A 21,246-nucleotide genomic window follows, 5' to 3' on the forward strand; every position below is an offset into this window, starting at 1 on the left:
AGCTCCGAGGAGATAGCCATGTCCGACGGCACCGCATCCCAACTCCTCCAGACGCTCCTGACCTCGCTGTCGCAGGCCCAGGCGGGCAACCCGAACCACGCCCTCCCGCTCACCCCGCCGACGCTCGGCGGCACCGCGGGCGCGCACCTGCTCGACGTCTTCCGGCTCCTCCAGCTCGCAGGCTTCACCCTCACGTCGAACGTGAGCTTGCCTGCCTCCGTGACGTCGAACGTGCTGGTCGTGAGCGGCCAGGGGCAGGGCCTGGCGCTCACCGTCACCTTCGAGGACCTCGGGAACGGCGACGTCGCCATCGAGACGCTCTTTCAGGCGCCCGCGCTGGCCACGATCACTGGCACGTTCGGCGCAGCGCTGCCGTCCGGGTTCTACAGCGGTATCGCCACGAGCGGGCCGTCGCCCACGGTGCAAGTGCCCGGGCTCGCCGCCACGCTGACGTTCGCCAATGCGGTTTACGGGCTGGTCGCCGTCGCGGCGCCGCAGAGCGGTCTATGGACGTACGCGCTCGTGCCCCAGATCCAGGGCGACGTGTCGCCGCCGGGCGGAGCGAAGGGCCTGGGCGTCGCGCTCTCGACCGCCACGAGCGGGTACGAGCTGAGGCCGGTGGACGGGCAGAGCTGGTCCTTCGACGACCTCGCGTGGCTCCTTCCCTCCGGGCTGGACCTGCTCGCCGCCTTCCCGGCGATCATCGGCACGACGGGGCTCGGCCTCCGGTCGTTCGGCCTCTCCCTCTGGCCGAACGCGCCTTTGCTCTCGAACGTGACGCTCGACGTCGCCGACACCTCGGATCCCGCGAAGGCCCTCTGGACCGCGGCCGGCGGGAAGATCGCGCTCACCGACGTCGTGGTCTCCCTGGGGCTCGACTACACCCAAGCGGGACAGGGCGTCGCGCTGGGCCTCTCGGGGTCCGGCTACGTCCGGGGCAACTTCGTGCTGGGCAGCCTCACCCTGGAGGCGGAGATCCCGTTTCCGCTGGACCAGGGAGTCTGGTCGATCACCGCGCGCCCGAACATCGCCTTGCCGGACCTCGGGGACATCGCGCACCTGCTCTCCGGCGGCTCGATGGACAGCCTCCTCCCAGCGGGCCTGTCGAAGGTTGGCGGATTCACGTTCCGGTATCTCCGCGTGGCCGTGGCCGCGCAAGGGTTCGCGCTCCAGGAGCTCACCTTCGCGCTCTCGTCCACGAGCCCCTGGCCGCTCCTCCCCTCGAACGGCCTCACGCTCTCGTCCCTCTGGATCCAGCTCACGATCGACGCGCAGAACGGCGTGCTCGGGACCGTGGGGGGCATGTTCGCGATCGGCGAGCAAGGGCAGGTGCTGGTGGAGTTCGGCCGGAGCGCGTCCACCGCGCCGTGGCGCCTCGACGTGATCTCGCCGGTGATCGCGCTCCCGTCGATCGGAGAGATGGCCACGCTGGCGAACGGGGCGGACCTCGGGAGCTACATCCGGGCGTCCGGCCTCGATCGGCTCCACTTCCTCATCCAGAACCTGAACCTCGGGCTCACCGTCTCGCCCACGGCGCTGACGAACCTCGGGATGACGATCGCGCTCGCCAGCGCGGCGGATCCGCTCACGCCGACCCTGGACTGGGAGGTGATCCCCGGCGTGCTCACGCTGACCGAGTTTTCGGTCGGCTTCCAGCTCGCGTGGAGCCCGTCGTTGACCGCCGTCGTGCAGGGCGCCTTCACCGCGAACGGGTTGACGTTCGAGATCGGCTTTGGAAAGGGCGGCAGCTCGGACGCGTTCGTGGCGGCGTACACCCACGGCGCAGGCACGGGCACGATCGACGTCAAGCAGCTCATCGCGACGATCTCGCCCGGCGTGGCCTCGATCCTGCCCGACGGGCTCGTCATCGACATCGCGGACGCGCTGCTCGCGTATATCAACGCGAACGGCACGAAGAAGTACCTGTTCGCGATGGACATCGCGGTCGAGCTCCCGCTGTCGAGCCTCCCGCTCGTCGGCAAGGCCCTCCCCGCGGACGCGATGGTGGGCATCAAGAACGTGAAGCTCGTGGTGACGTCCGACGCGTTCACGGCGGCGGACGTGGCGGCGGTCAATCAGCTCATGGCCGACCTCCAGGTGCCGGTGAAGCCGCTCCCGCCGACGAGCGCGGCGGCCAACGCGCAGGCCATCCCGAAGGGCTTCTCGATGGCGGCCGAGCTCGTGCTCGGCAGCCTGAGCCTCCTCGTGACGAGCCCGCCGCCCGCGCCTCCTTCCGCGCTCGCCGCGACGGCGCTCGCGGGCGCGGCCGCGCCAGGCAGCGACGTGATGTGGATCGACGTGCAGAAGGCGTTCGGTCCGGTCACCTTCCAGAAGATCGGTTTTTCGTACCAGCACGGGTCCCTGTTCGTGCTCACGAACATGGCGCTCGCATCGGGAGGCCTGAAGATCGACCTCCTCGGGCTGGGCATCGGCTCGCCGATCGCGTCGCCGCGCGTGGAGCTCACGATCCAGGGGATCGCGGTCAGCTTCCAGGAAGGACCCATCAGCATCCAGGGTGGGCTGCTCGGCACGCTGTCGCCGGTGAACTTCGTGGGCGCGCTGTCGGTGCGCGTGCCCGAGCTGGCCCTCGCGGCGTTCGCCGGATACGCGGAGTACCAGGGTCACCCGTCGTTCTTCCTGTACGGCATCCTGAACGCGCCGCTCGGCGGGATACCCGCGTTCTTCGTCACCGGGGCGGCGGTCGGGTTCGGCTATAACCGGCAGCTCGTCATCCCGGACGTGAGCGGCGTCGCGAGCTTCCCGCTGGTCGTGTGGGCGACGGGCGGGGACGACCCGCCGACGATGGACCCCACGCGGCCCATCGGCGATCAGGTGCAGGAGGTCCTCGCGCGGCTCGTGTCGTCGGGCGTGGTGGCGCCGAGCGTCGGAGATTACTGGCTCGCCGCGGGCCTCAGCTTCACGAGCTTCACCGTCGTCGACTCCTTCGCGCTCGCCACGGTCACGTTCGGGAACACCTTCGAGATCGCTCTCCTCGGGATCTCGACCCTCCAGATCCCGCCGGACGCGCCGGTCGCGGAGGTCCAGATCGCGCTCGAGGTGTCCTTCTCTCCGTCCACGGGCCTGCTCGCCATCGCCGGACACCTCACCCCGAGCTCGTACATCCTGTCGAAGGACGCGCGCCTGACGGGCGGGTTCGCCTATAACCTCTGGTTCTCGGGCGAGCACGCCGGGGAGACGGTGCTCACCTTCGGCGGTTACGACCCGAATTTCACGGTCCCGAGCTACTATCCTACCGTCCCCAGGCTCGGGCTGAGCTGGCAGGTGACCCCCGAGCTGGCCATCGTGGGCGGGCACTATTTTGCGCTCACGAACAACGTGATCATGGCCGGCGGGCAGATGAGCGCCACCTGGAGCAGCGGGCCGGTCCGCGCCTGGTTCACGGTGTGGGCGGACTTCTTGCTGCAGTTCAAGCCCTTCCACTACTTCATCGACGCGGGCATCGATCTCGGCGCATCCTTCAGCGTCAAGATCTGGTTCGTCCGCGTGTCGATCACCGTCCACGTCGGGGTGGGCATCCAGATCTGGGGACCCCCGTTCGCCGGGAAGGCGACCGTGGACCTCTCGATCATCTCGTTCACGATCTCGTTCCCCGCTTCCGCTTCGTCGCAGGACACCTCCACGACGGTGCCGTGGCGCCAGTTCGTGTCGGATGTGCTCCCCGGCCAGACGGGCGCTTCGTCGCATGCCGCGCGCCCGCGGAGCCGGTTCGCGCGGCCGGGCGCCTCGCGGCGCCTCGGCTCGGGCGTGCAGGCCGGGACGTCTCTCGGGGACCCCACGACGTCGCCGCTCGTCCGGTTCACCGTGTCCCAGGGCCTGGTCCGGGTCCTCGACGATACCCCCTCGGCGCCCGTGTACCTCGTCAATGGGGAGACGTTCCGCGGCCACGTGAAGACCATCATTCCGATCAAGACGAGCACCTTCTCGGGGCAGGTGTCGCTCGCGCCCGACAGCGAGCAGCCGCAGGACGCGCAGGGCAACGTGATCGCCCCGAACGTCGCCTTCGGCGCGGGGCCCGCTGGCATCGGCAATGCGGACTTCCAGCCCGGGCTCGCGCTCGCGGTGCAGTCCTCGGAGCTGTCCACGTTCCACGCGGTGCGCGCGCTCGTGAACGCGCCCAAGGCGTTCTGGGAGCTGAAGACCTTCGACGCGCACGGGGTCCCCGTCGTGGATCCGGCCACGGCGCTCACGTCGAGCACCATCGTGAACGCGCTCGGCGGCTACGACCTCGTGCCCGTCGTCGCGCCGCCGGACATCACCCTTCCGGTCCCGCTCGAGGCGCTGCTCTTCACGCTGGACGATGACATCCAGCCGTTCTCGTGGACGAACGCCGTCATCCCGACGAAGGACCCGTTCACCACCGAGACCGTGGCGCAGACGATCGCGACGCGGACCGTGAACACGGTGCGGAGCGCGCTCATCGCCGCCATGGCAGGGCAGGGCGTGACGGTGGATCCCAACGTGCACGTCACCTCCCTGTCGGACCCCGCGAACGACGACCTGGACGCCGCTCCGCGGCTCCGCTTGCTCGGTGAGATGCGCTCGGCATGACGAAGCGTGATGAAGGAGGAGACGCGGTGAGGAGCACGAGCACAGCCCAGAAGTACGTGACGTTCATTCAGGACGACACGCCGCCGCTCCGGACTGGCACCTACGTGGTGACGGCCGAGGAGAACATTCCGAACCAGAGCCCAGGCACCTTCTCCGCGCAGGCGACGCTGGTGGTGAGCGGCGAGCGATTCTCCCTCGCCCCGGAGGACATCGCCAGCGTGTTCCCGCCGAACCTCGCGAACGGCGAGTTCGACGGCGTGCTGCCCCACGTAATCTTGCGCCGCCGGACCCTGCCGTGGGAGCGGATGCTCAAGAACGGCGATTCGACCTACGACCAGGATCCCTGGCTCGCGGTGCTCGTGCTCGCGGACGGCGAGAACCCCATTCCCGCGGCCATGCTCGCAAAGGACCTCGTCCCCGCGGGCACGGCCATAACGGTGACGGAATCCAGCGTGACGGGGACTGGCACCCTGCCCGCGTCGATCCTCTCCTACGGCGCGGCGACCCTGAACCCGATGGGATACGGCGAGACGCCGGACGACCCGTGCACGGTGATCGACCTGCCGCTCGCCACGTGGAACAAGGTCGCGCCGTCGGCCGCCGACGTGCAGTACCTCGCGCACATCCGCGAGGTGGACACGACCGAGGGCGTCGACGGCACCACCACGACGGAGCTCTGCGCCGTGGTGATGGCGAACCGCATCCCGTCAACCACGGCGGTCACGCACGCGTTCCTCGTGTCCCTGGAGAACATGGCGGACTACCTCCCGGCGGACGACGGCGCCCAGAGCCCGTCGATCCCGGCGGGGACGACGGCCGTGCGCCTCCTTTGCTATCGCGCCTGGTCGTTCACGGCGAACGCGATGGACCAGACGCTCGAGGCGCTGCTCACGAACCTGAACCGCGCGCCCGATTCGAATGCGCTGTCCACCCTGGCCTTGCCCCTGAACGGGCCGCCTCCCAGCGCGGCCGACATCCAGCGCGCGCTGGCCAATCAGGCCCTCGGCACCCTCTCGGCGGCGGACGCCGCGGTGCTCGTCCAGCAAGCGCTGATGCTCGGCTACGTGCCCATGACTCACCACCTGCGCCACGGCGGTCAGACCGTCTCCTTCTACCGCGGACCGCTCCTGCCGGCCCCGAACCCCGCGCCGCCCAAGTCCGCCGCCCTCTACTCGGGCCCAGACGCGGCGAACGCCTACAACCCGGACACGGGCATGTTCGACGTCTCGTACGGCGCGGCGTGGCAGCTCGGCCAGCTCCTGATGCTAGAAGCCACGGGCGTGGCGAACGCGCTCTACCGGTGGAAGCTGTCCGTCATCCAGTCGGACGCCATCGCCGCGGAGGAGGCGCTGCTCCAGGCGAGGCTCGGCGGAGCGAAGCTCTTCCCGAGCTTCCTGGAGAAGCGCGCCGCCCGGGCCGCGGGCGCTGCGCCGCCGCTCCCTCCCGAGGTGCTCGACTGGCTGGCTCAGCTCGCGACGCTGACGGGCGTGCCCTTCAACTACCTCGTCCCCGACGAGCGGATGCTGCCGCCGGAGTCGATCCGCTTCTTCTACGTGGACGAAGGGTACGTGGACGCGCTGCTCGACGGCGCGTTCAGCGTGGGGCGCCGCACGGCGTCGGCGGACGCGCTGGAGACGGTGCATGCGCCGCGAATCCGGCGCGACGCGCGCCGCCACATGCGGACGCTCCGCAAGAACGACCCACGGTCGCGCGCCGCATGGCTGGCCGATCCCGCGCCGGACGCGAGCGGACCGATCACGGGCTTCCTGCTCCGGTCCGCCGCGGTCTCCGGCTGGCCGAACCTGCGTTTCCGCGGCTTCTCGGACAGCGCGCGCACCACCGAGATCCCGCGGGTGGCGGTGCGGCGCCTCTCGGACAGCGTGACGATGGCGCTGTTCCGTGGCGTGCTCGGCTCGCTGCTCGTCCAGGAGCCGCCCGAGCAGCTCCACTCCGGTGTGGAGCTCGGCCCCTCCGGCACGTACTTCACGACCTTGCGCGAGGTGAACCCTCCCACGCCGGGCCGGCAGTACACCACGAACCCGACCACCAAGGCGACGCCGTGCGATCCCTCTGGCACGCGCGCCGTCGCCTGCGTGACGACCCGGGCGGACGGGCAGACGCTCCAGGTGGCCAGCGCCGCGGCGACGATCGCGTCGCGGCTCACCGGCGACTTCGGCCAGACGCTGCCAAACGGGGTGACGTCGGCGGAGTGGGCCCTGGAGATGAGCAAGGGTGTCGTGGAAGTGGCCTTCGCGCAGGTGTCGTCATGAGGAGCATGGGTGTCGCGGGCACGACGGGTCTCATCGTCCCGCTCGACGTGGAGGCCTATTGCGTGGGCGCGGTGGACGCGCACGAGCAGACGGTCCGCTTCGCTGGGGCGACGACGACGTACGCCGAGCAGACGACCGATCCGCTCCCCGCGTTCCTCGGCGTCAACGTGTGGCGCGACTACGACCAGCCGCCGCTCTGGCCCCTGGAACAGGGCGTCCACCTGCACTGGGCCATGCCGGACGCGCTGACCCGGGCGGACTCGACGGACCTGGCCTTCCCTGCGCTGCCCAACCGCTGGCTCGTGACGCGCGTCGTCGTGTCCGGCGGGCCGCGGGCCTCGAAGAGCTGGATCGTGATGAGCGACGCCCTCTCCACCGTGCGCCCGGATGGCAAGAACGCGCCCACGTTGCCGGTGAAGGAGCCTGCTGCCGCGGCGGGCGGCCCGCCGGGTCGCGGGTTCCGGTACCTCGGCGCATGGCAGCTGTTCGATGGGAGCTGGACCGATCCAACCCCACCGCCGGGCACGAGCATCGTCGATCTGTGCGGCACTCCGATCCACGCGGCGGCCAGCGGCGACATCGCCTTCGCGGCGTTCTACCCGAACGCGCGCAACGTGTTCGGCTTCTGGGACGACCTCTCGGACGTGGACACCAGCCAGGGTGCGGTCAACCTGATGTACGTCGTCACCGGTTATTACAGCGACCCGGCGAACGACCCCGTGGCCGGAGGCAAGGACGCTGCCTCTCTGTCCGACGAGCGCGGCTGGAAGCTCCTGGCCGCCGCGAGCCCGGCGTCATACTCGCTCTACAGCGGATTCGCGCAGGACGTCGTCTGGAGCCCTTCGACGCGATACATCTCGCAACAGGGCGCGCCGCTCGCGCTCGACGTGGCCGTCGGCAACCACCCGGCGGAGGCGCTCTCTGCGTACGTGGCCGGCAAGAGCCAGCCGCAGCCGGCCGCGTTCGAGGACCTCTTGACCCTGTTCCAGCTCGGTCTCCTGAGCAGCCTCGCCGCGCCCGTGCCCGGACAGCTCGCCGCCCTCGACGAGGAGCTGCTCGCCCGTCAGTTCGGCGCCACGCCCGCCGGCACGCTGCACACCATCGTGGCTGCGGCCGACAGCGCCCCGGACGGGGCGGGGTCGGCCACGCCGCCGCCCCTGCCCATCCCCCTGGCCGACGCGCTGAACCTCCTCAACGAATACCAGGCCGAGGCGGACGAGATGGCGCGGATCGTGACCGCGTTCAAATGGCAGCTCTTCGCCGACTGGTACCGTCTCTTCCAGGTGACGCATGACAACGAGAACGAGGCATTCAACGCCTTCTCCACGCGAGCTGCCAGCTGGTCCACGACGCAGGGCCTCTCGACGGACGCGCAGAGCAAGCTGGCTGCCCAGCTCCAGGCGGTGCGCCAGATGCTGCCGGCGGGGTATGCCTTGCAGCAGGTCCCGGCGCAGGCGTCCCTCGCTCCCACCGAGCCTGTCGTGCTGCTCGCCGGCGACGCGGTCCGCCTGGCGGCGCGGTACGGAGGCGACGGCCGGTTCGACCCCGAAGGCAAGCTCGCTTGCCGCACGAACGACGCCGTGGTCACCGCGGTGACGCTGCGCAAGGTAGGCGGTGGCACCGTGACCCTGAGCGCGAGCCAGGTTGCGGCGCTCGGTCCGCCGTCGCCGAACCACCTCCCGTACGCGTCGGACATGGCCGCGCTGGTGCTCGAGGCCGTGCTCCTGAACACGCAGATCGCGGCGGCGGCGAGCGGGAACGCCGACGCGGCCCTCACGACCGCGCTGGACGCTGCCCTCAAGGGCGGCGCCCCCAGCGGCGCGTACCAGGCTTTCACCGGCACCCTACCGTCTCCGGTCGCCGTGACGTGGTGGGAAGGCGAAAATCCTTGGCTTCCTTTCCAGGTGCTGTGGACCGCGAACTACCATCCGCTGTCCCCGACGGTCACCTCCTCCGGCGCGCTCTCGCCCTATGGCCCTGCGGTCGTGACCGGCAACTTCACGCTGGATACGGACGACCCGCGGTTCATGGCATACGCGCCGAACGGGCCCGGCAGCATCGACGTGGATCCCTCCAAGGTGTCGTTCGATCCGACCCTCCCCGGCTCGGGCACGGTGGCGTACACGGGCGCCGGCGTCCTGTCCTCGAAGACGGCGGAGAACCTCGCCGATCAGATCACGAAGTACCTCGCGAGCCACGCCGACCCGACGCTGTCCGCCGTCCTGTCCGAGCTGCAGGCGACGCCGATCGCGATGCAGGCGATGACCGGCCTCAACAGCGCTCTCCTGATGCGCGCGCAGGCGCTCCAGCTCGACATCGGCGTGTCGTCCGCCGCGCCGATGCCGTTCCAGGTGGCCACGCGACAGACCGCGTCGATCATCGCCCATCGCGACGACATCCCGCCTCTCTCGCCCCTCTTCAACGGCGCCTTCTCCCCGCTGCGCGCCGGCTTCATGAAGCCGAGCCTCACGGCGCTCGACGTGTTCGGGCAGAAGCGCCCTGTCCAGATCCAGAACCTCTACATCTCTCGCACGCTCGCCACCACATACCGCGGCGAGGCCGTGCCGGGCGTCGTGACGCTGCCGCCGCGCCTCGTCCAGCCGTCGCGCCTCCTCTTCCGGTGGCTCGCAGCGGACACGGCCGAGTACGCCGAGATGAACGACCACCCCGCGACCACGCCCATCTGCGGCTTCCTCCTGCCGAGCCACCTCGTCATCGGCGTGTTCTTCTACAACGCCCTCGGCGCCCCGCTCGGCGTGCTGTCTCTGACCGGCGACAAGACGAGGGTCGTCTGGCAGGCCACCCCCGGGGACGACGCGACGGTGGACCAGGACGTGGCCACGGTCATGGCCTCACAGAACCCGCACCTCCGCGACCTCGCCGTCGCCCTCGGCGCGTCCACGCCGGCCTTCTTCGAAGCGTTCTGGACAGCCCTCGACGCCGCCGCGCGCTCGACCGCGCCGTCCACGCTCCCGAGCCAGTCCGGCTTGGCCCTCCTGGTGGGCCGCCCGGTGGCCCTGTGCCAGGCGACCCTGCGCCTCGCGCTGTCCGAGACGGTCGCATATAACCAGTCCTTCTCGACGCTCGTCGACGGCCAGACGTTCGAGGACACCGACAGCGGGATCAGCGGCCTTCGACTGCCGGTGGTGCTCGGCGACCTGAAGCAGCTCGACGACGGCCTGGTGGGCTATTTCAAACAGGGTGCCGAGGGCGCATACGACCTGTCCACCTTCTACACCGAGGCAGCGACCTTCGGAGCCAAGTCTGGCGTGGTGGTGCCGTCGATGACGAACCTCCTGCTCAGCCCCTCCGCGCCGCCAGAGGGCACGGCCCCTTCGCCTTCGCTCGGGGCGCAGAAGGTGCTGATGTTGCTCGATCCGCGCGCGGCGGTCCACGCAACCACGGGCATCTTGCCGACAGCGACCCTGTCCATCCCGCCGGATCAGTATGCGGACACGCTCGCGGATCTGGACGTGACGTTCCAGGTCAGTCCGGTGCTCCAGCCGGCGCCGGGCGTCTCTCTGCCGCTGCCCACCATCGGCGGCGCGGAGCTCTCGTTCATCGAGGAGGAGACGCTGCCGAGCGGCAAGACCTGGCGGGTGATCGCCGACATCGCCGCTCCCACTGCGGGCGCCGTCTGGCAGTACAGCCCCCAGACGCTCACCGAAGGGTGGCTCCGCGTGAACCCGACGGTGCTCCGCTTCGCGCTGACGAACGCGAGCGGCGCGCCGGTCGTCCAGTCCGGAGCCGCCGCCAGCTTGACGTTGACGGTGACCAACCTGCGGAAGGTACCGGCCACGTTCTCACCCGGGAAGATCGTGAACGAGGACGCGGCCAAACAAGGCTCGTCGATCTACATCCACTTCGGTCAGCTCGTGCCCGACGACGCGGTGTCTTCGATGTCCCTGACCGCGGCGGGGTGGACGTTCTCTGCCCTCTCGGACGACGTGCGAGGCAGCTACTGGGCGGCCACCCCCACCTCGGAGGCCGTCACGCTCGCGCCCGGGGCGAGCTTCACGGTGGCGTTGACCAACATGACCATCGCCTCGGGCATCTCGCGAGCGAAGGTGTACTTCGACTACTACGGGATCACCCCCGACGCCGACGGCGTGGACGTGTCGCAGCTGGCGGTGCGATGATGTCGCTGCGATCGGAGAGCTTCGGCTCTTCGCACGGTGAGGAATCCATGCGAGCGGCCGGCGCCGTGCGCGTGGTCGTCACCGACGCGCACGCTCCATGGTGCCGGCGTCAGCCGGCCAGGCTCGCGTCGAGGCGCCGGAGCACCACCTCGAGCCGCTCGATCGCCGCCTTCAGGTCCGCCCGGTATTCTCGATTGTCGGTGTGGACCAGCTCTTCTCGCATCCCCACGAGCCGGATCGACAGGGCTGTCCTCACGTCTGTCGCTTCGCGCTGCTCGAGCTCGAGCTGAAGCCTGGCCATATCTCTCTCCCTGGCGAGCGGCATGTCCTCAGGATCGAGGGGTGCACGGGGTACCTGGTGACGCGACGCTTCGCTGTCATCGCCACCGCGGTCGATCCTCGAGGGGCCTCGCCCAGGCGAGAAATGCCTGGGCGGGCGATGGTCCTCGCGCCGGACGCGATCTCGGCGCACGTGAGGCCGCCTGGCGACGCGAGCAGAGCGCCCCGGCGGCGTAAGGCGCCGCGCCTGGCGAGACAATTGCACGCTACGCCGAGCGCCGCCGGCGATCCCGGCGATGCCGGGATGCGATGCCGGGATGCGATGCCGGGATGGGAGAGGGAGACATGCCGTTTCGAGATCGGGCCGACGCCGGCCGCCAGCTCGCGCCGCGGCTGGCCGCCTACGCGGGGCGGGAAGACGTCACCCTCCTGTCGCTGCCGCGAGGCGGGGTGCTGGTCGGCTTCGAGATAGCGAAGCTCCTCCGGGTGCCGCTCGACGTGCTGATCGCGCGCCGGATCGTGGCGCCGGTCAACCACCGCATGACGATCGGCGCCGTCGCGAGCGGCGGCGTCCGGGTCGTGGACGAAGAGCTCTGCCGAGCGCTGGGCGTCTCGGACAAGACCGTCCAATGGCTCGCCGATGCGGAGGCCCGGGAGGTGGAGCGCCTGGAGCGCGTCTACTACGGCTGCCACAGGGCGCCTGGCATCCGCGATCGAACGCTCCTCCTCGTCGACGACGGCGTGGCGACCGGAGCGAGCATGCGCGCCGCAGTGACGGCCGTCGAGCAAGGACGACCGGCGGGCATCGTCATCGCGGTCCCCGTCGCGTCGTACGCCGCGTACGCGGAGCTCTCCCGGCGCGCGCGCGAGTTCGTTTACTGCTACATCCGGGATCCCGTCTATTCGGTCGGGCTCTGGTACGAGGACTACACGCCGGTGTCCGAGCAGGAGGTCTGCCGGTTGCTCGGCGAGGCGCTCGACCCGAGCTCGCCGCGCGCGCCGCAGGCGCCCTGAGGGGCCCCCGCGCCGGCTCGCCGGGGGCCTCCGCGTGGTATCGCTCAGGCGAGCGCGAAAAAGTGGCTTTACAGAACGCGCAAATGGTGGATCATGCGGCCGCCACGCGACTGTGGGATGGATGGCCTTCAGCGCTGCGCCGCGCGTGCTCGCGCACGTCGCTCGGGCGCGGACGAGGGGGCCTGTTAGGGAGGCGCGGACATGAAGCTGTTTCGGTTTGCGGGCGATGGAGGGCCACGGCTCGGGGTCGAGGACGAGCGGGGAGCGCGCCACGACCTCACGGCGGCGTCCCCGGAGGCGTTCGCGTCCGTCGCCTCGTGGCTCGCGCTGCCCGATCCCCTCGGCGCGGTGCGCGACGCGCGCGCCGCAGCCCGCCCCCTCCCGCCCGACGTCCCGCTGCTCGCCCCGATCGACGTGCAGGAGGTCTGGGCGGCGGGCGTCACCTACGAGCGCTCGCGCAACGCGCGCAAGGAAGAGAGCGCGGGCGGCGGCGATTTCTACGACCGCGTGTACGACGCCGAGCGCCCGGAGCTGTTCTTCAAGGCGACGCCCCGCCTGGTCGCCGGTCCGGGCGCGCCGGTGCGCATCCGGCGCGACTCGAGCTGGAACGTGCCCGAGCCGGAGCTCGCGCTCGTCGTGTCCGCGGCGGGCCGCATCGTCGGCTACACGGCGGGCAACGACGTCTCGTCGCGGTCCATCGAGGGCGACAACCCCCTCTACCTGCCGCAGGCGAAGATCTACGACGGCTGCTGCGCGCTCGGCCCCGCCATCGCGCTCGCGGACGAGCCAGGGCTGGACCTGCGCGCGCTCTCCATCCAGCTCGCGATCCGGCGCAGGGGCGAGGCGGTGTTCGCGGGGGAGACCTCGACGGCGAGGATGCGGCGCGCGCCCGAGGAGCTCGTCGCCTACCTCACGCGCGAGCTGAGCTTCCCCGCGGGCGTCGTCCTCATGACCGGGACCGGCATCGTGCCGCCCGACTCGTTCACCCTGGAGCCTGGCGACCTCGTGGAGATCACGATTCCCGGCGCCGGCACGCTGGCAAACCCGGTATCCGCAGGTTGACGAGGCGCATCGTATGAAGATCGAGACATCGAGACGTTCATCTCCGGCCCCGCGCTGAAACCATGGAATTCTTCGCCCACAACGCCGCCACCGGGGAAAAGCTCGGCGCCTACCGCGACGCCACCGCCGCCGAGATCGATGCCGCCGCGCGCGCCGCCGCGGCGGCGGCGCAGGCCTTCGCCGATCTCGCGCCGGAGCTGCGCGCCCGGTTCCTGGAGACCGCCGCCGACGAGATCATGGCGCTCGGCGAACCCCTGATCCAGACCGCGCACCGGGAGACCGGGCTGCCCGTCGCCCGCCTCGAAGGCGAACGCGGCCGCACCACCGGCCAGCTGCGCCTCTTCGCCGCGGTCGTGCGCGAGGGCTCCTGGGTCGACGCGCGGATCGATCCCGCGCTGCCGGACCGCAAGCCGCTCCCGCGCCCCGACCTGCGCCGCATGCTGCGGCCGATCGGCCCGGTCGCCGTCTTCGGCGCGAGCAATTTCCCCCTAGCGTTCTCCGTTGCGGGCGGCGATACGGCCTCCGCCCTCGCCGCAGGCAACCCGGTCGTGGTCAAGGCCCACCCGGCGCATCCCGGCACCTCCGACCTCGTGGCCTCGGCCCTGCGCTCCGCCGTCCAGAAGGCGGGCCTGCCCGCGGGCGTGTTCGGCATGGTGCACGGCGCCTCGCCCGAGGTCTCGCTCCTGCTGGTGCGCCACGAGGCGATCCAGGCGGTGGGCTTCACCGGGTCCACCCGCGCCGGCCGCGCCCTCTGCGACGCCGCGGCCGCCCGCCCGCGGCCGATCCCCGTCTTCGCCGAGATGAGCAGCATCAACCCGCTTGTCGTGCTGCCCGGCGCGCTGCGCGAGCGCCGCGACGCGATCGCCGAAGGGCTGACCAACTCGTGCACGCTCGGCGTCGGCCAGTTCTGCACCAAGCCGGGCCTGGTCCTCGGGTTGGCCTCGCCTGAATGGGATGCGTTTGCTCAGTCGGTCGCCGGCCGAGCCCGCGCCGTCGCTCCCGGCGTGATGCTGCACGCCGGTATCCAGGAGTCGTTCGACCGCTCCGTGCGGGAGCTGAGAGGCGTGGAGTGGCTGACCGACGCCGGCGCGCGCGTCGCTCGCGTCTCCGCCGCCGACTTCGCGCGGCAGCCGCACCTCGCGCACGAGATCTTCGGACCGTACGCGCTGCTCGTCACCGCATCGAGCCGCGCAGAGTTGCTTCAGCTCCTCGGCGCGCTCGAAGGCCAGCTGACCGCCACGCTCCACGGGACCGCCGAGGATCTCGCTGACGCCCAGGACCTCGTCGATGTCCTAAGCCGGGTCGCGGGCCGCCTCGTCTTCAACGGCTATCCGACGGGCGTGGAGGTGTCGCACGCCATGCACCACGGCGGGCCGTATCCGGCGAGCAGCGACGTGCGCTTCACCTCGGTTGGGACCGCGGCCATCTTCCGCTTCGCGCGCCCCGTTTGCTACCAGTCGTGTCCGCCCGCGCTGCTCCCGCCGGAGCTGCGTGACGACAATCCGTTCGGGATATCGCGCCTCGTCGACGGCCAGGCCACCCGCGCTCCCGTCGCTCCCCGCGCATGAGCCGCGATCCGGTATTCGAGTCTGGCAGCGAGGCGATCTACGCCCTGCGCACCACCGCGCCCGGGCCGTCGGGGCGCCTCCCGCTCGGGGCCGAGCAGCTGCGCGCCATGTCCAGCGGCGAGCTGTTCGGCTGGACTCAGAACGCCGGGATGGGGTGGGATCCTGCGCGCCTGCGCGGCAAGCAGTTCCTCGTGCTCAGCACGCAGGGGGGCATCCGCGCGCCCGACGGCGCGCCGATCGCGCTCGGGTATCACACGGGACACTGGGAGGTCGGGCTGCTCATGGAGGAGGCCGCCCGTACATTCACGGCCAGCGGGGGCATTCCGTTCGCCGGTTATGTCAGCGATCCGTGCGACGGGCGGACCAATGGCACCGTCGGCATGCTCGACAGCCTCCCTTACCGCAATGACGCGGCCATCGTATTTCGAAGGCTGATACGCTCGCTGCCCACGCGCCGGGGCGTGCTCGGCGTCGCCACGTGCGACAAGGGTTTGCCGGCCATGTTGATGGCGCTCGCCGGCACACCCGACCTCCCCACGGTGCTCGTGCCGGGAGGCGTCACGCTCCTCGCGGAGGAGGCGGAGGACACCGCCAAGGTCCAGACCCTCGCGGCGCGCTATGCGCGCGGGGAGGTGAGCCTCGACCACGCCGCCGAGATGGGCTGCCGCGCCTGCGGCTCCCCCGGCGGCGGCTGCCAGTTCATGGGGACGGCCGCGACGAGCCAGGTCGTGGCGGAGGCGCTCGGCCTCGCCCTCCCGCACGGTGCGCTCAGCCCGTCGGGCGCCGAGATCTGGCGCGACCTCGCCCGCCGTTCCGCGCACGCGCTCATGGCCCTCGAGCGACGCGGCGTGACCACGCGGGACATCGTCACCGACGATTCCATCCACAACGCCATGGTGCTGCACGCCGCCGTCGGCGGGTCGACGAATCTGGTGCTCCACGTGCCGGCGATCGCCCATGCGGCCGGGCTTCGACGCCCCACGGTGGACGACTGGGCGCGCATCAACGCCCTCATTCCGCGCCTCGTGGACGTGTTGCCCAACGGGCCACGACATTATGCCACGGTTCAGGTCTTCCTCGCGGGAGGCGTCCCGGAGGTCATGCTCCACCTGCGCGAGCTTGGCCTGCTGCGGCTCGGTGCGCTCACCGTCAGCGGCCGCACCTTGGGCGAAAACCTCGAATGGTGGGAGCGCAGCGAACGGCGCCGGCGCCTGCGCGACAAGCTGCAGCAGCTGGACGGCATCGACCCGGACGACGTGATCATGTCCGCCGGGAAGGCCCGCGAGCGCGGTCTCACCAGCACGGTGACCTTCTTGCGCGGCAACCTCGCGCCCGAGGGAGCGCTCGTGAAGAGCACCGCGATCGCTCCTCAGGTGATCGGACCGGACGGCGTTTATCTGCACGAAGGGCCTGCGCGCGTGTTCGGCAGCGAGGACGCGGCGATCGAGGCGATCAAGACGGGCGCCGTGCAACCGGGTGACGTGATGGTGCTGATCGGCATCGGTCCCGGTATCGGAATGCCGGAGACCTACCAGATCACCTCCGCCCTCAAGCACGTGAAGGACGGGCACCGTATCGCCCTGGTCACGGACGGTCGTTTTTCGGGCGTGTCCACCGGGGCGTGCATCGGCCACGTCAGCCCGGAGGCGTGGGCGGGTGGGCCCATCGGGCGCGTGCGCGACGGCGACCGCGTCCGGCTTCGGATCGACACGCGCAAGCTGGAGGGGACGGTGGACGTCGTGGGCGTGGAGGCCGGCGGTCTTGCCGCCCGCTTGCCCAATCCAGCCCTGAAGCCCGACGACCGCGTGAGCGCGGATACGCGGCTATGGGCTGCGCTTCAGGATGCCAGCGGCGGCAGCTGGGGTGGGTGCGTCTATGATGCGGAGCGCATCATCGGGCTCCTCGGCCGCGCCACGGCGGCGGAGCGCTAGCGCGCGGCGCCGCGGGTGTTCAGGTAGACCGCGTACAGCGAGGTCGTGCCGCAGATGAACAGGCGGTTGCGCTTGGCGCCGCCGAAGCAGACGTTGGACACCGTCTCGGGGATCAGCACCTTGCCGAGCAGCGCGCCGTCGCTCGCGTGGCAGTGCACGCCGTCGCCGGCCGACAGCCACAGGTTGCCGTGCACGTCGACGCGGAAGCCGTCGTACACCCCGACCGGGCAGGTCGCGAACACCTCGCCGCCGGTCAGCGCGCCGTTCGCGTCGACGCGGAACCTGCGCACGTGGTGCGGGCCGTCCTTCGCGTGCGTCGCGCCGGTGTCGGCGACGTACAGCAGCGACTCGTCCGGCGAGAAGGCGAGGCCGTTGGGCTGCACGAAGTCGCTCGCGACGACCGTCAGCGCGAGGGAGACCGGGTCGAGCCGGTAGACGCGCTGCGCGCCCTGCTCGTTCGGCGACGCGTCGCCCTCGTAGTCGCTGTCGATGCCGTAGCTCGGGTCGGTGAACCAGATGCTGCCGTCGGACTTCACGACCACGTCGTTCGGCGAGTTCAGCCGCTTGCCCTCGAAGTGCGACGCGAGCACCGTGCGCGAGCCGTCGTGCTCGGTGCGCGAGACGCAGCGGCCGCGGTGCTCGCACGAGACGAGGCGGCCCTGCAGGTCGACCGTGTGGCCGTTGGCGTTCATCGCGGGCTGGCGGAACACCGAGACCGAGCCGTCGGTCTCGTCCCAGCGCATCATGCGGTCGTTCGGGATGTCCGACCAGACGAGGTAGCGCCCAGCCGGGAACCACGCGGGCCCCTCCGCCCAGCGGCAGCCCGTGTACAGCTTCTCGACGTGCACGTGCGGGAGCGCGACCTTGCGGAAGCGCGGGTCGATCACCTGGAAGCTCGGCGTCAGCTCGATGACCATCGGGTCCTCAAAACACCGAAAGCCCGACACCCCCTGGGTCGTCGGGCTTTCGAGCATCTGTCCCGCGCTGCTTCTTCGATCGTTCCAGCCGCTGTCCCGGCTGTCTCAGCCAACCCCTCGGGCTGGCTGGATTCCTCAATCATCTCGGGTGGGCCATGAAGGACTTGAACCTTCAGCCAATGGATTAAGAGTCCACTGCTCTACCAATTGAGCTAATGGCCCGAGTAGTTTGTCAAACCGACGGATTCTGGAACAGTCCCCGGGATCTCGCCGGACCGCTTGCGTCGTCCGTTGAGCCCGGCACGCCCGGCCTGATTCGAACAGGCGACTTTCGGATTCGAAGTCCGACGCTCTATCCAGCTGAGCTACGGGCGCTCCTGCGCGCCCCTCGGCGGGGCTCGCGGAACGCTTCTAACCGCACCGGAGCCGATATGTCAAGGCGATGAAGCATCCCGATGCGCAATTCTCAGGCCGCCGCCCCCGCTGAACCCGGACGGGCGTCGCCCTGCGCTCGCCCGCGCCCCGCCGGCGACGGCGGCGAAAGAAGTTTTCTGCCCGCCGCGCCGCGGGGTAGGGTCCGCCCCCGTCATGCCGTTGCTTCGACCGCTCACCCGCCGTTGCTTCGCGTCCCGGGGCCCTGTCGCCGCCCTCCTGCTCGCGCTCTCGGTCGCGGCGCCGGCCCTCGGCGCCCCGGCGGGCGCGCGGCCGGCCTCGGTGGAGCAGCCGCCGGACCGGCGCCCGCAGGGCAAGCGCCCCGCCGCGCGCCGCAGCTCGACCGGCGACGAGGGCGGATCGCGCGCCGCGCGCGGCGCCGGGGCGAAGCGGACGGCCGCGGACCGCGCGAGCAAGAAGCGCGCGGCGCGGCGGGACGAGACCTCCCGCGCGGCGCGCGGCGGCACCGCCGCCGAGGCCGACGAGCGCAAGCCGCTGTCGAAGGGGGCGCCCAACCGCGGGCGGCTGAACGGCGCCGTGCGGCTCCGGTCGTCGCGGCACCTCAAGACGCGCGAGGGCGCAAGGACCTGGGGGCTGCCCGTGCTCGTGAAGGCCCTGCGGCGCGCCTCCTTCCAGGTGGCCAAGAAGCACGGCGACTCCGCGCTGCTCGTCGGAGATCTCTCGGCCAGGACGGGCGGCCGCCTCGACGGGCACAACTCCCACCAGACGGGGCGCGACGCCGACGTCGGGTTCTACGTCGTGAACTCGAAGGGCAAGACGCTGCGCATGGACCGGTTCGTGGCGTTCGACGACAAGGGCGACGCCATCGGCCTCCCCGGGGCGCGCTTCGACGACAAGCGCAACTGGGCGCTGGTCGAGGCGCTGCTCCAGGACCGCCAGGCAGGCGTCAAATACCTGTTCGTGACCGACGCGCTGCGGGCGCGGCTGCTCGCGTACGCCGCGAAGACGCGCGTCCCGGCGGAGCTCCGGAGCCGCGCCGCCGCCGCGATGATGAGCCCCAGGGACGCCGACCTGCACAACGACCACTTCCACATCCGCGTGGCGTGCCCCCCGTCGATGCGCGCCGCCTGCGTCGAGGAGTCGCTGGCGCGCCCGGCGTGCGACGCCGACGCGGCGAAGAAGCCCCTCGAGGCCACCGCGCCCGCGGCCGCGGCCGACGGCGCGGCGCACGTCGCAGCCGCGCCAGCGGCCGACGGCGCGGCGCACGTCGTAGCCGCGCCCGCCCCCCGCTGACGCCCGGCCGCGCTCAGACCGCCGGCGCGGCCCCGGGCGGCGCCGCGCCGTCCGCGAGCTCCACCACCACCGGCGCGTGATCCGAGGGGCGCTGGAGCTCCCGCGGGCGCGTGTCGATCGACACATCCGCGCAGCGCTCGGCCAGCGGGCGCGTCACCAGCGCGAGATCGATGCGGAGGCCCTTGTTGCGCCGGAACGCGCCCATCCGGTAATCCCACCAGCTGTACGCCGCCTTGGCGGGGTGACAGGCGCGGAACGCGTCGACGAGCCCCCACTCCATCAGGCGGCCCAGCGCCGCCCGCTCGTCGGGGTGGAAGAGCACCTGCCCTTCCCACTTCTTCGGCTCGGCGACGTCGATCGGCTCGGGCGCCACGTTGAAGTCGCCGCAGATCAGGAGCTGCTGATCGGGCCGGTAGCTCGCCTCGAGCTCGCGCCGGAGCCGCTCCAGCCACGCGAGCTTGTACGCGAAGGCCGGCGTCCCCACCGCCTGCCCGTTGGGCACGTAGACGTTGATGATCCGGACCCCCTCGACCGTGGCCGACAGCATCCGCCGGGCGACGTCTTCCTCGTCGCCGTCGAGGCCCTTCTTCACGTCGTCCACCGACAGCCCGAAGCGCGCGGCGATCGCGACGCCGTTGTAGGACTTCTGGCCGAAGATGATCGAGCGGTAGCCCACCTCGGAGAGCGCCGCCTCGGGGAAGCTGCCGTCCTCGACCTTCGTCTCCTGCATGCAAACGACGTCGGGCGCGGCGCGGACCAGCCAGCTCGTGAGCTGCTCGAGCCGCGTGCGGATGGAGTTCACGTTCCAGGACGCGATGCGCATAGGTCGCCTCACCGATAGTGGATGGAGAGCAGGACGAAAAGCCTGGATCCAGGCGCGGCCGCGCCGCGCGCGGGGCTCAGGCGATCGCGGACGATCACAGGGCCGCCCGGATCGCGTCGAAGAGGCCGTCCGGATCGTCGACGTGGAGCCAGTGGCCGGCGCGCGGGAGGACGTGGACCGAGAGCCAGGGCGCGCGCGCCGCGAGCGCCTCGAAGCGGGCGCGCGACTCCGGCGAGACCGACGCCGACCTGCCGCCGAGGACGACGTGGAGGCGCCGCGCGTCGACCCCGGCGCCGGCCGGCGCCGGCGGCTCCTCCAGGACGTGCCACAGATCGCGCGCGAAGTAGTCGGTGAGCAGGTCGTTCAGGACGTCGAGGTCGAGCCGGATGCGAAAGCCGTCGCCCTCGCGGCGGACGTTCATCGCCAGCCACTCGCCGATGCCGCGGCTGAAGCCGGCGGCCTGCACCGCCTCGAGGAACGCCTCGCGCGACGCGATCGGCTGCGGGATGGCGCGGAGCAGCTCGAGCACGCCGGGGCTCTCCGAGCCGCTCTCGCCGGCGGGCCTGGCGCTCGGATCGACGTCGAGGATGAAGCCGCGCTCGATCTCCGTGGGCCCCGCGCGCCGGCGATCGAGGTAGGCGAGGGCGACCTTGCCGCCGAACGAGTGGCCCATGACCCCGCGGATATCGAGGCCGAGGCGATCGCCGAGCCGGAGCAGGTCGTCGGCGGCCGCCGCGATGGTGTGGGGCGCCGGCGGGCTCTGCGACAGGCCGTGCGCCCGCAGGTCGACCAGGATGAAGCCCCACGGCCGCGCGGCGGGGCCGGGCGCGCCGCCGGTGGCCTGCGCCTCGGCGAGGCGCCGGACGAAGGTGCGCCAGTTGGCGCCGGAGCCGAAGATGCCGTGCAGCACGAGCATCCAGCGGGCAGGCGCCGCGGAGGGCGCGGAGACGAGGGCGTGGTGGGGCACGAAGGCGTCGGGTGCGTTCAT

General features: G+C 71.3%; 12 protein-coding genes and 2 tRNA genes. 8 read left to right on the forward strand and 6 right to left on the reverse strand.

Annotation, left to right across the window (positions count from 1 at the left end; genetic code table 11):
- The first annotated feature begins 18 nt into the window (after window positions 1-18).
- The 3 genes from WME98_RS18160 to WME98_RS18170 are packed head-to-tail and all read left to right on the forward strand — an operon-like array spanning window position 19 to window position 10,978.
- Window positions 19-4,569, forward strand: a complete 4,551-nt coding sequence (locus WME98_RS18160; RefSeq protein ID WP_437952431.1) for a DUF6603 domain-containing protein — start codon at window positions 19-21, stop codon at window positions 4,567-4,569.
- Entirely contained in the window at window positions 4,566-6,839 is a 2,274-nt protein-coding gene (locus tag WME98_RS18165) for a hypothetical protein (RefSeq protein WP_437952432.1), read from the forward strand. Before WME98_RS18160 ends, WME98_RS18165 begins: the two co-directional genes overlap by 4 nt.
- On the forward strand, window positions 6,836-10,978 hold the full coding sequence (locus WME98_RS18170; RefSeq protein WP_437952433.1) for a hypothetical protein: 4,143 nt from the start codon (window positions 6,836-6,838) through the stop codon (window positions 10,976-10,978). The genes WME98_RS18165 and WME98_RS18170 overlap by 4 nt, the downstream gene beginning before the upstream one ends.
- A 109-nt stretch (window positions 10,979-11,087) precedes the next feature.
- Here the strand turns inward: WME98_RS18170 and WME98_RS18175 are convergent, their stop codons facing one another.
- Complete coding sequence (locus WME98_RS18175; RefSeq protein ID WP_437952434.1) at window positions 11,088-11,279, reverse strand: hypothetical protein; 192 nt, start codon at window positions 11,277-11,279, stop codon at window positions 11,088-11,090.
- A 323-nt stretch (window positions 11,280-11,602) separates the two neighbouring features.
- On the opposite strand from WME98_RS18175, the gene WME98_RS18180 reads away from it, so the two are divergent.
- From WME98_RS18180 to WME98_RS18195, 4 genes are all read left to right on the forward strand, one after another.
- Window positions 11,603-12,271: a phosphoribosyltransferase gene (locus WME98_RS18180; protein WP_437952435.1), complete on the forward strand. Its 669-nt coding sequence runs from the start codon at window positions 11,603-11,605 to the stop codon at window positions 12,269-12,271.
- A 201-nt stretch (window positions 12,272-12,472) separates the two neighbouring features.
- Window positions 12,473-13,333, forward strand: coding sequence for a fumarylacetoacetate hydrolase family protein (locus WME98_RS18185; protein ID WP_437952436.1), 861 nt, complete (start codon window positions 12,473-12,475; stop codon window positions 13,331-13,333).
- A gap of 62 nt (window positions 13,334-13,395) precedes the next feature.
- A complete protein-coding gene (locus WME98_RS18190; RefSeq protein WP_437952437.1) occupies window positions 13,396-14,901 on the forward strand; it encodes an aldehyde dehydrogenase (NADP(+)) in 1,506 nt (501 codons plus the stop codon).
- Entirely contained in the window at window positions 14,898-16,832 is a 1,935-nt protein-coding gene (locus WME98_RS18195; RefSeq protein ID WP_437952438.1) for a YjhG/YagF family D-xylonate dehydratase, read from the forward strand. The genes WME98_RS18190 and WME98_RS18195 overlap by 4 nt, the downstream gene beginning before the upstream one ends.
- On the opposite strand, the gene WME98_RS18200 is transcribed toward WME98_RS18195, so the two are convergent.
- From WME98_RS18200 to WME98_RS18210, 3 genes are all read right to left on the reverse strand, one after another.
- Entirely contained in the window at window positions 16,829-17,749 is a 921-nt protein-coding gene (locus WME98_RS18200; RefSeq protein WP_437334382.1) for an SMP-30/gluconolactonase/LRE family protein, read from the reverse strand. The genes WME98_RS18195 and WME98_RS18200 overlap by 4 nt on opposite strands.
- Window positions 17,750-17,898: 149 nt before the next feature.
- Window positions 17,899-17,971, reverse strand: a tRNA-Lys gene (locus WME98_RS18205).
- A gap of 79 nt (window positions 17,972-18,050) precedes the next feature.
- Window positions 18,051-18,124: transfer RNA gene (locus tag WME98_RS18210), tRNA-Arg, on the reverse strand.
- 213 nt (window positions 18,125-18,337) lie between these two features.
- On the opposite strand from WME98_RS18210, the gene WME98_RS18215 reads away from it, so the two are divergent.
- Window positions 18,338-19,435, forward strand: coding sequence for a penicillin-insensitive murein endopeptidase (locus WME98_RS18215; RefSeq protein WP_437952439.1), 1,098 nt, complete (start codon window positions 18,338-18,340; stop codon window positions 19,433-19,435).
- A gap of 13 nt (window positions 19,436-19,448) precedes the next feature.
- Here WME98_RS18215 and xth read toward each other — a convergent pair whose 3' ends face one another.
- Window positions 19,449-20,258: an exodeoxyribonuclease III gene (xth, locus tag WME98_RS18220; protein ID WP_437952440.1), complete on the reverse strand. Its 810-nt coding sequence runs from the start codon at window positions 20,256-20,258 to the stop codon at window positions 19,449-19,451.
- Between the two features lie 94 nt (window positions 20,259-20,352).
- Window positions 20,353-21,246, reverse strand: a complete 894-nt coding sequence (locus tag WME98_RS18225; protein WP_437952441.1) for an alpha/beta fold hydrolase — start codon at window positions 21,244-21,246, stop codon at window positions 20,353-20,355.

The organism is Sorangium sp. So ce296 (assembly GCF_051529605.1).
Lineage (GTDB): Bacteria > Myxococcota_A > Polyangia > Polyangiales > Polyangiaceae > Sorangium > Sorangium cellulosum_D.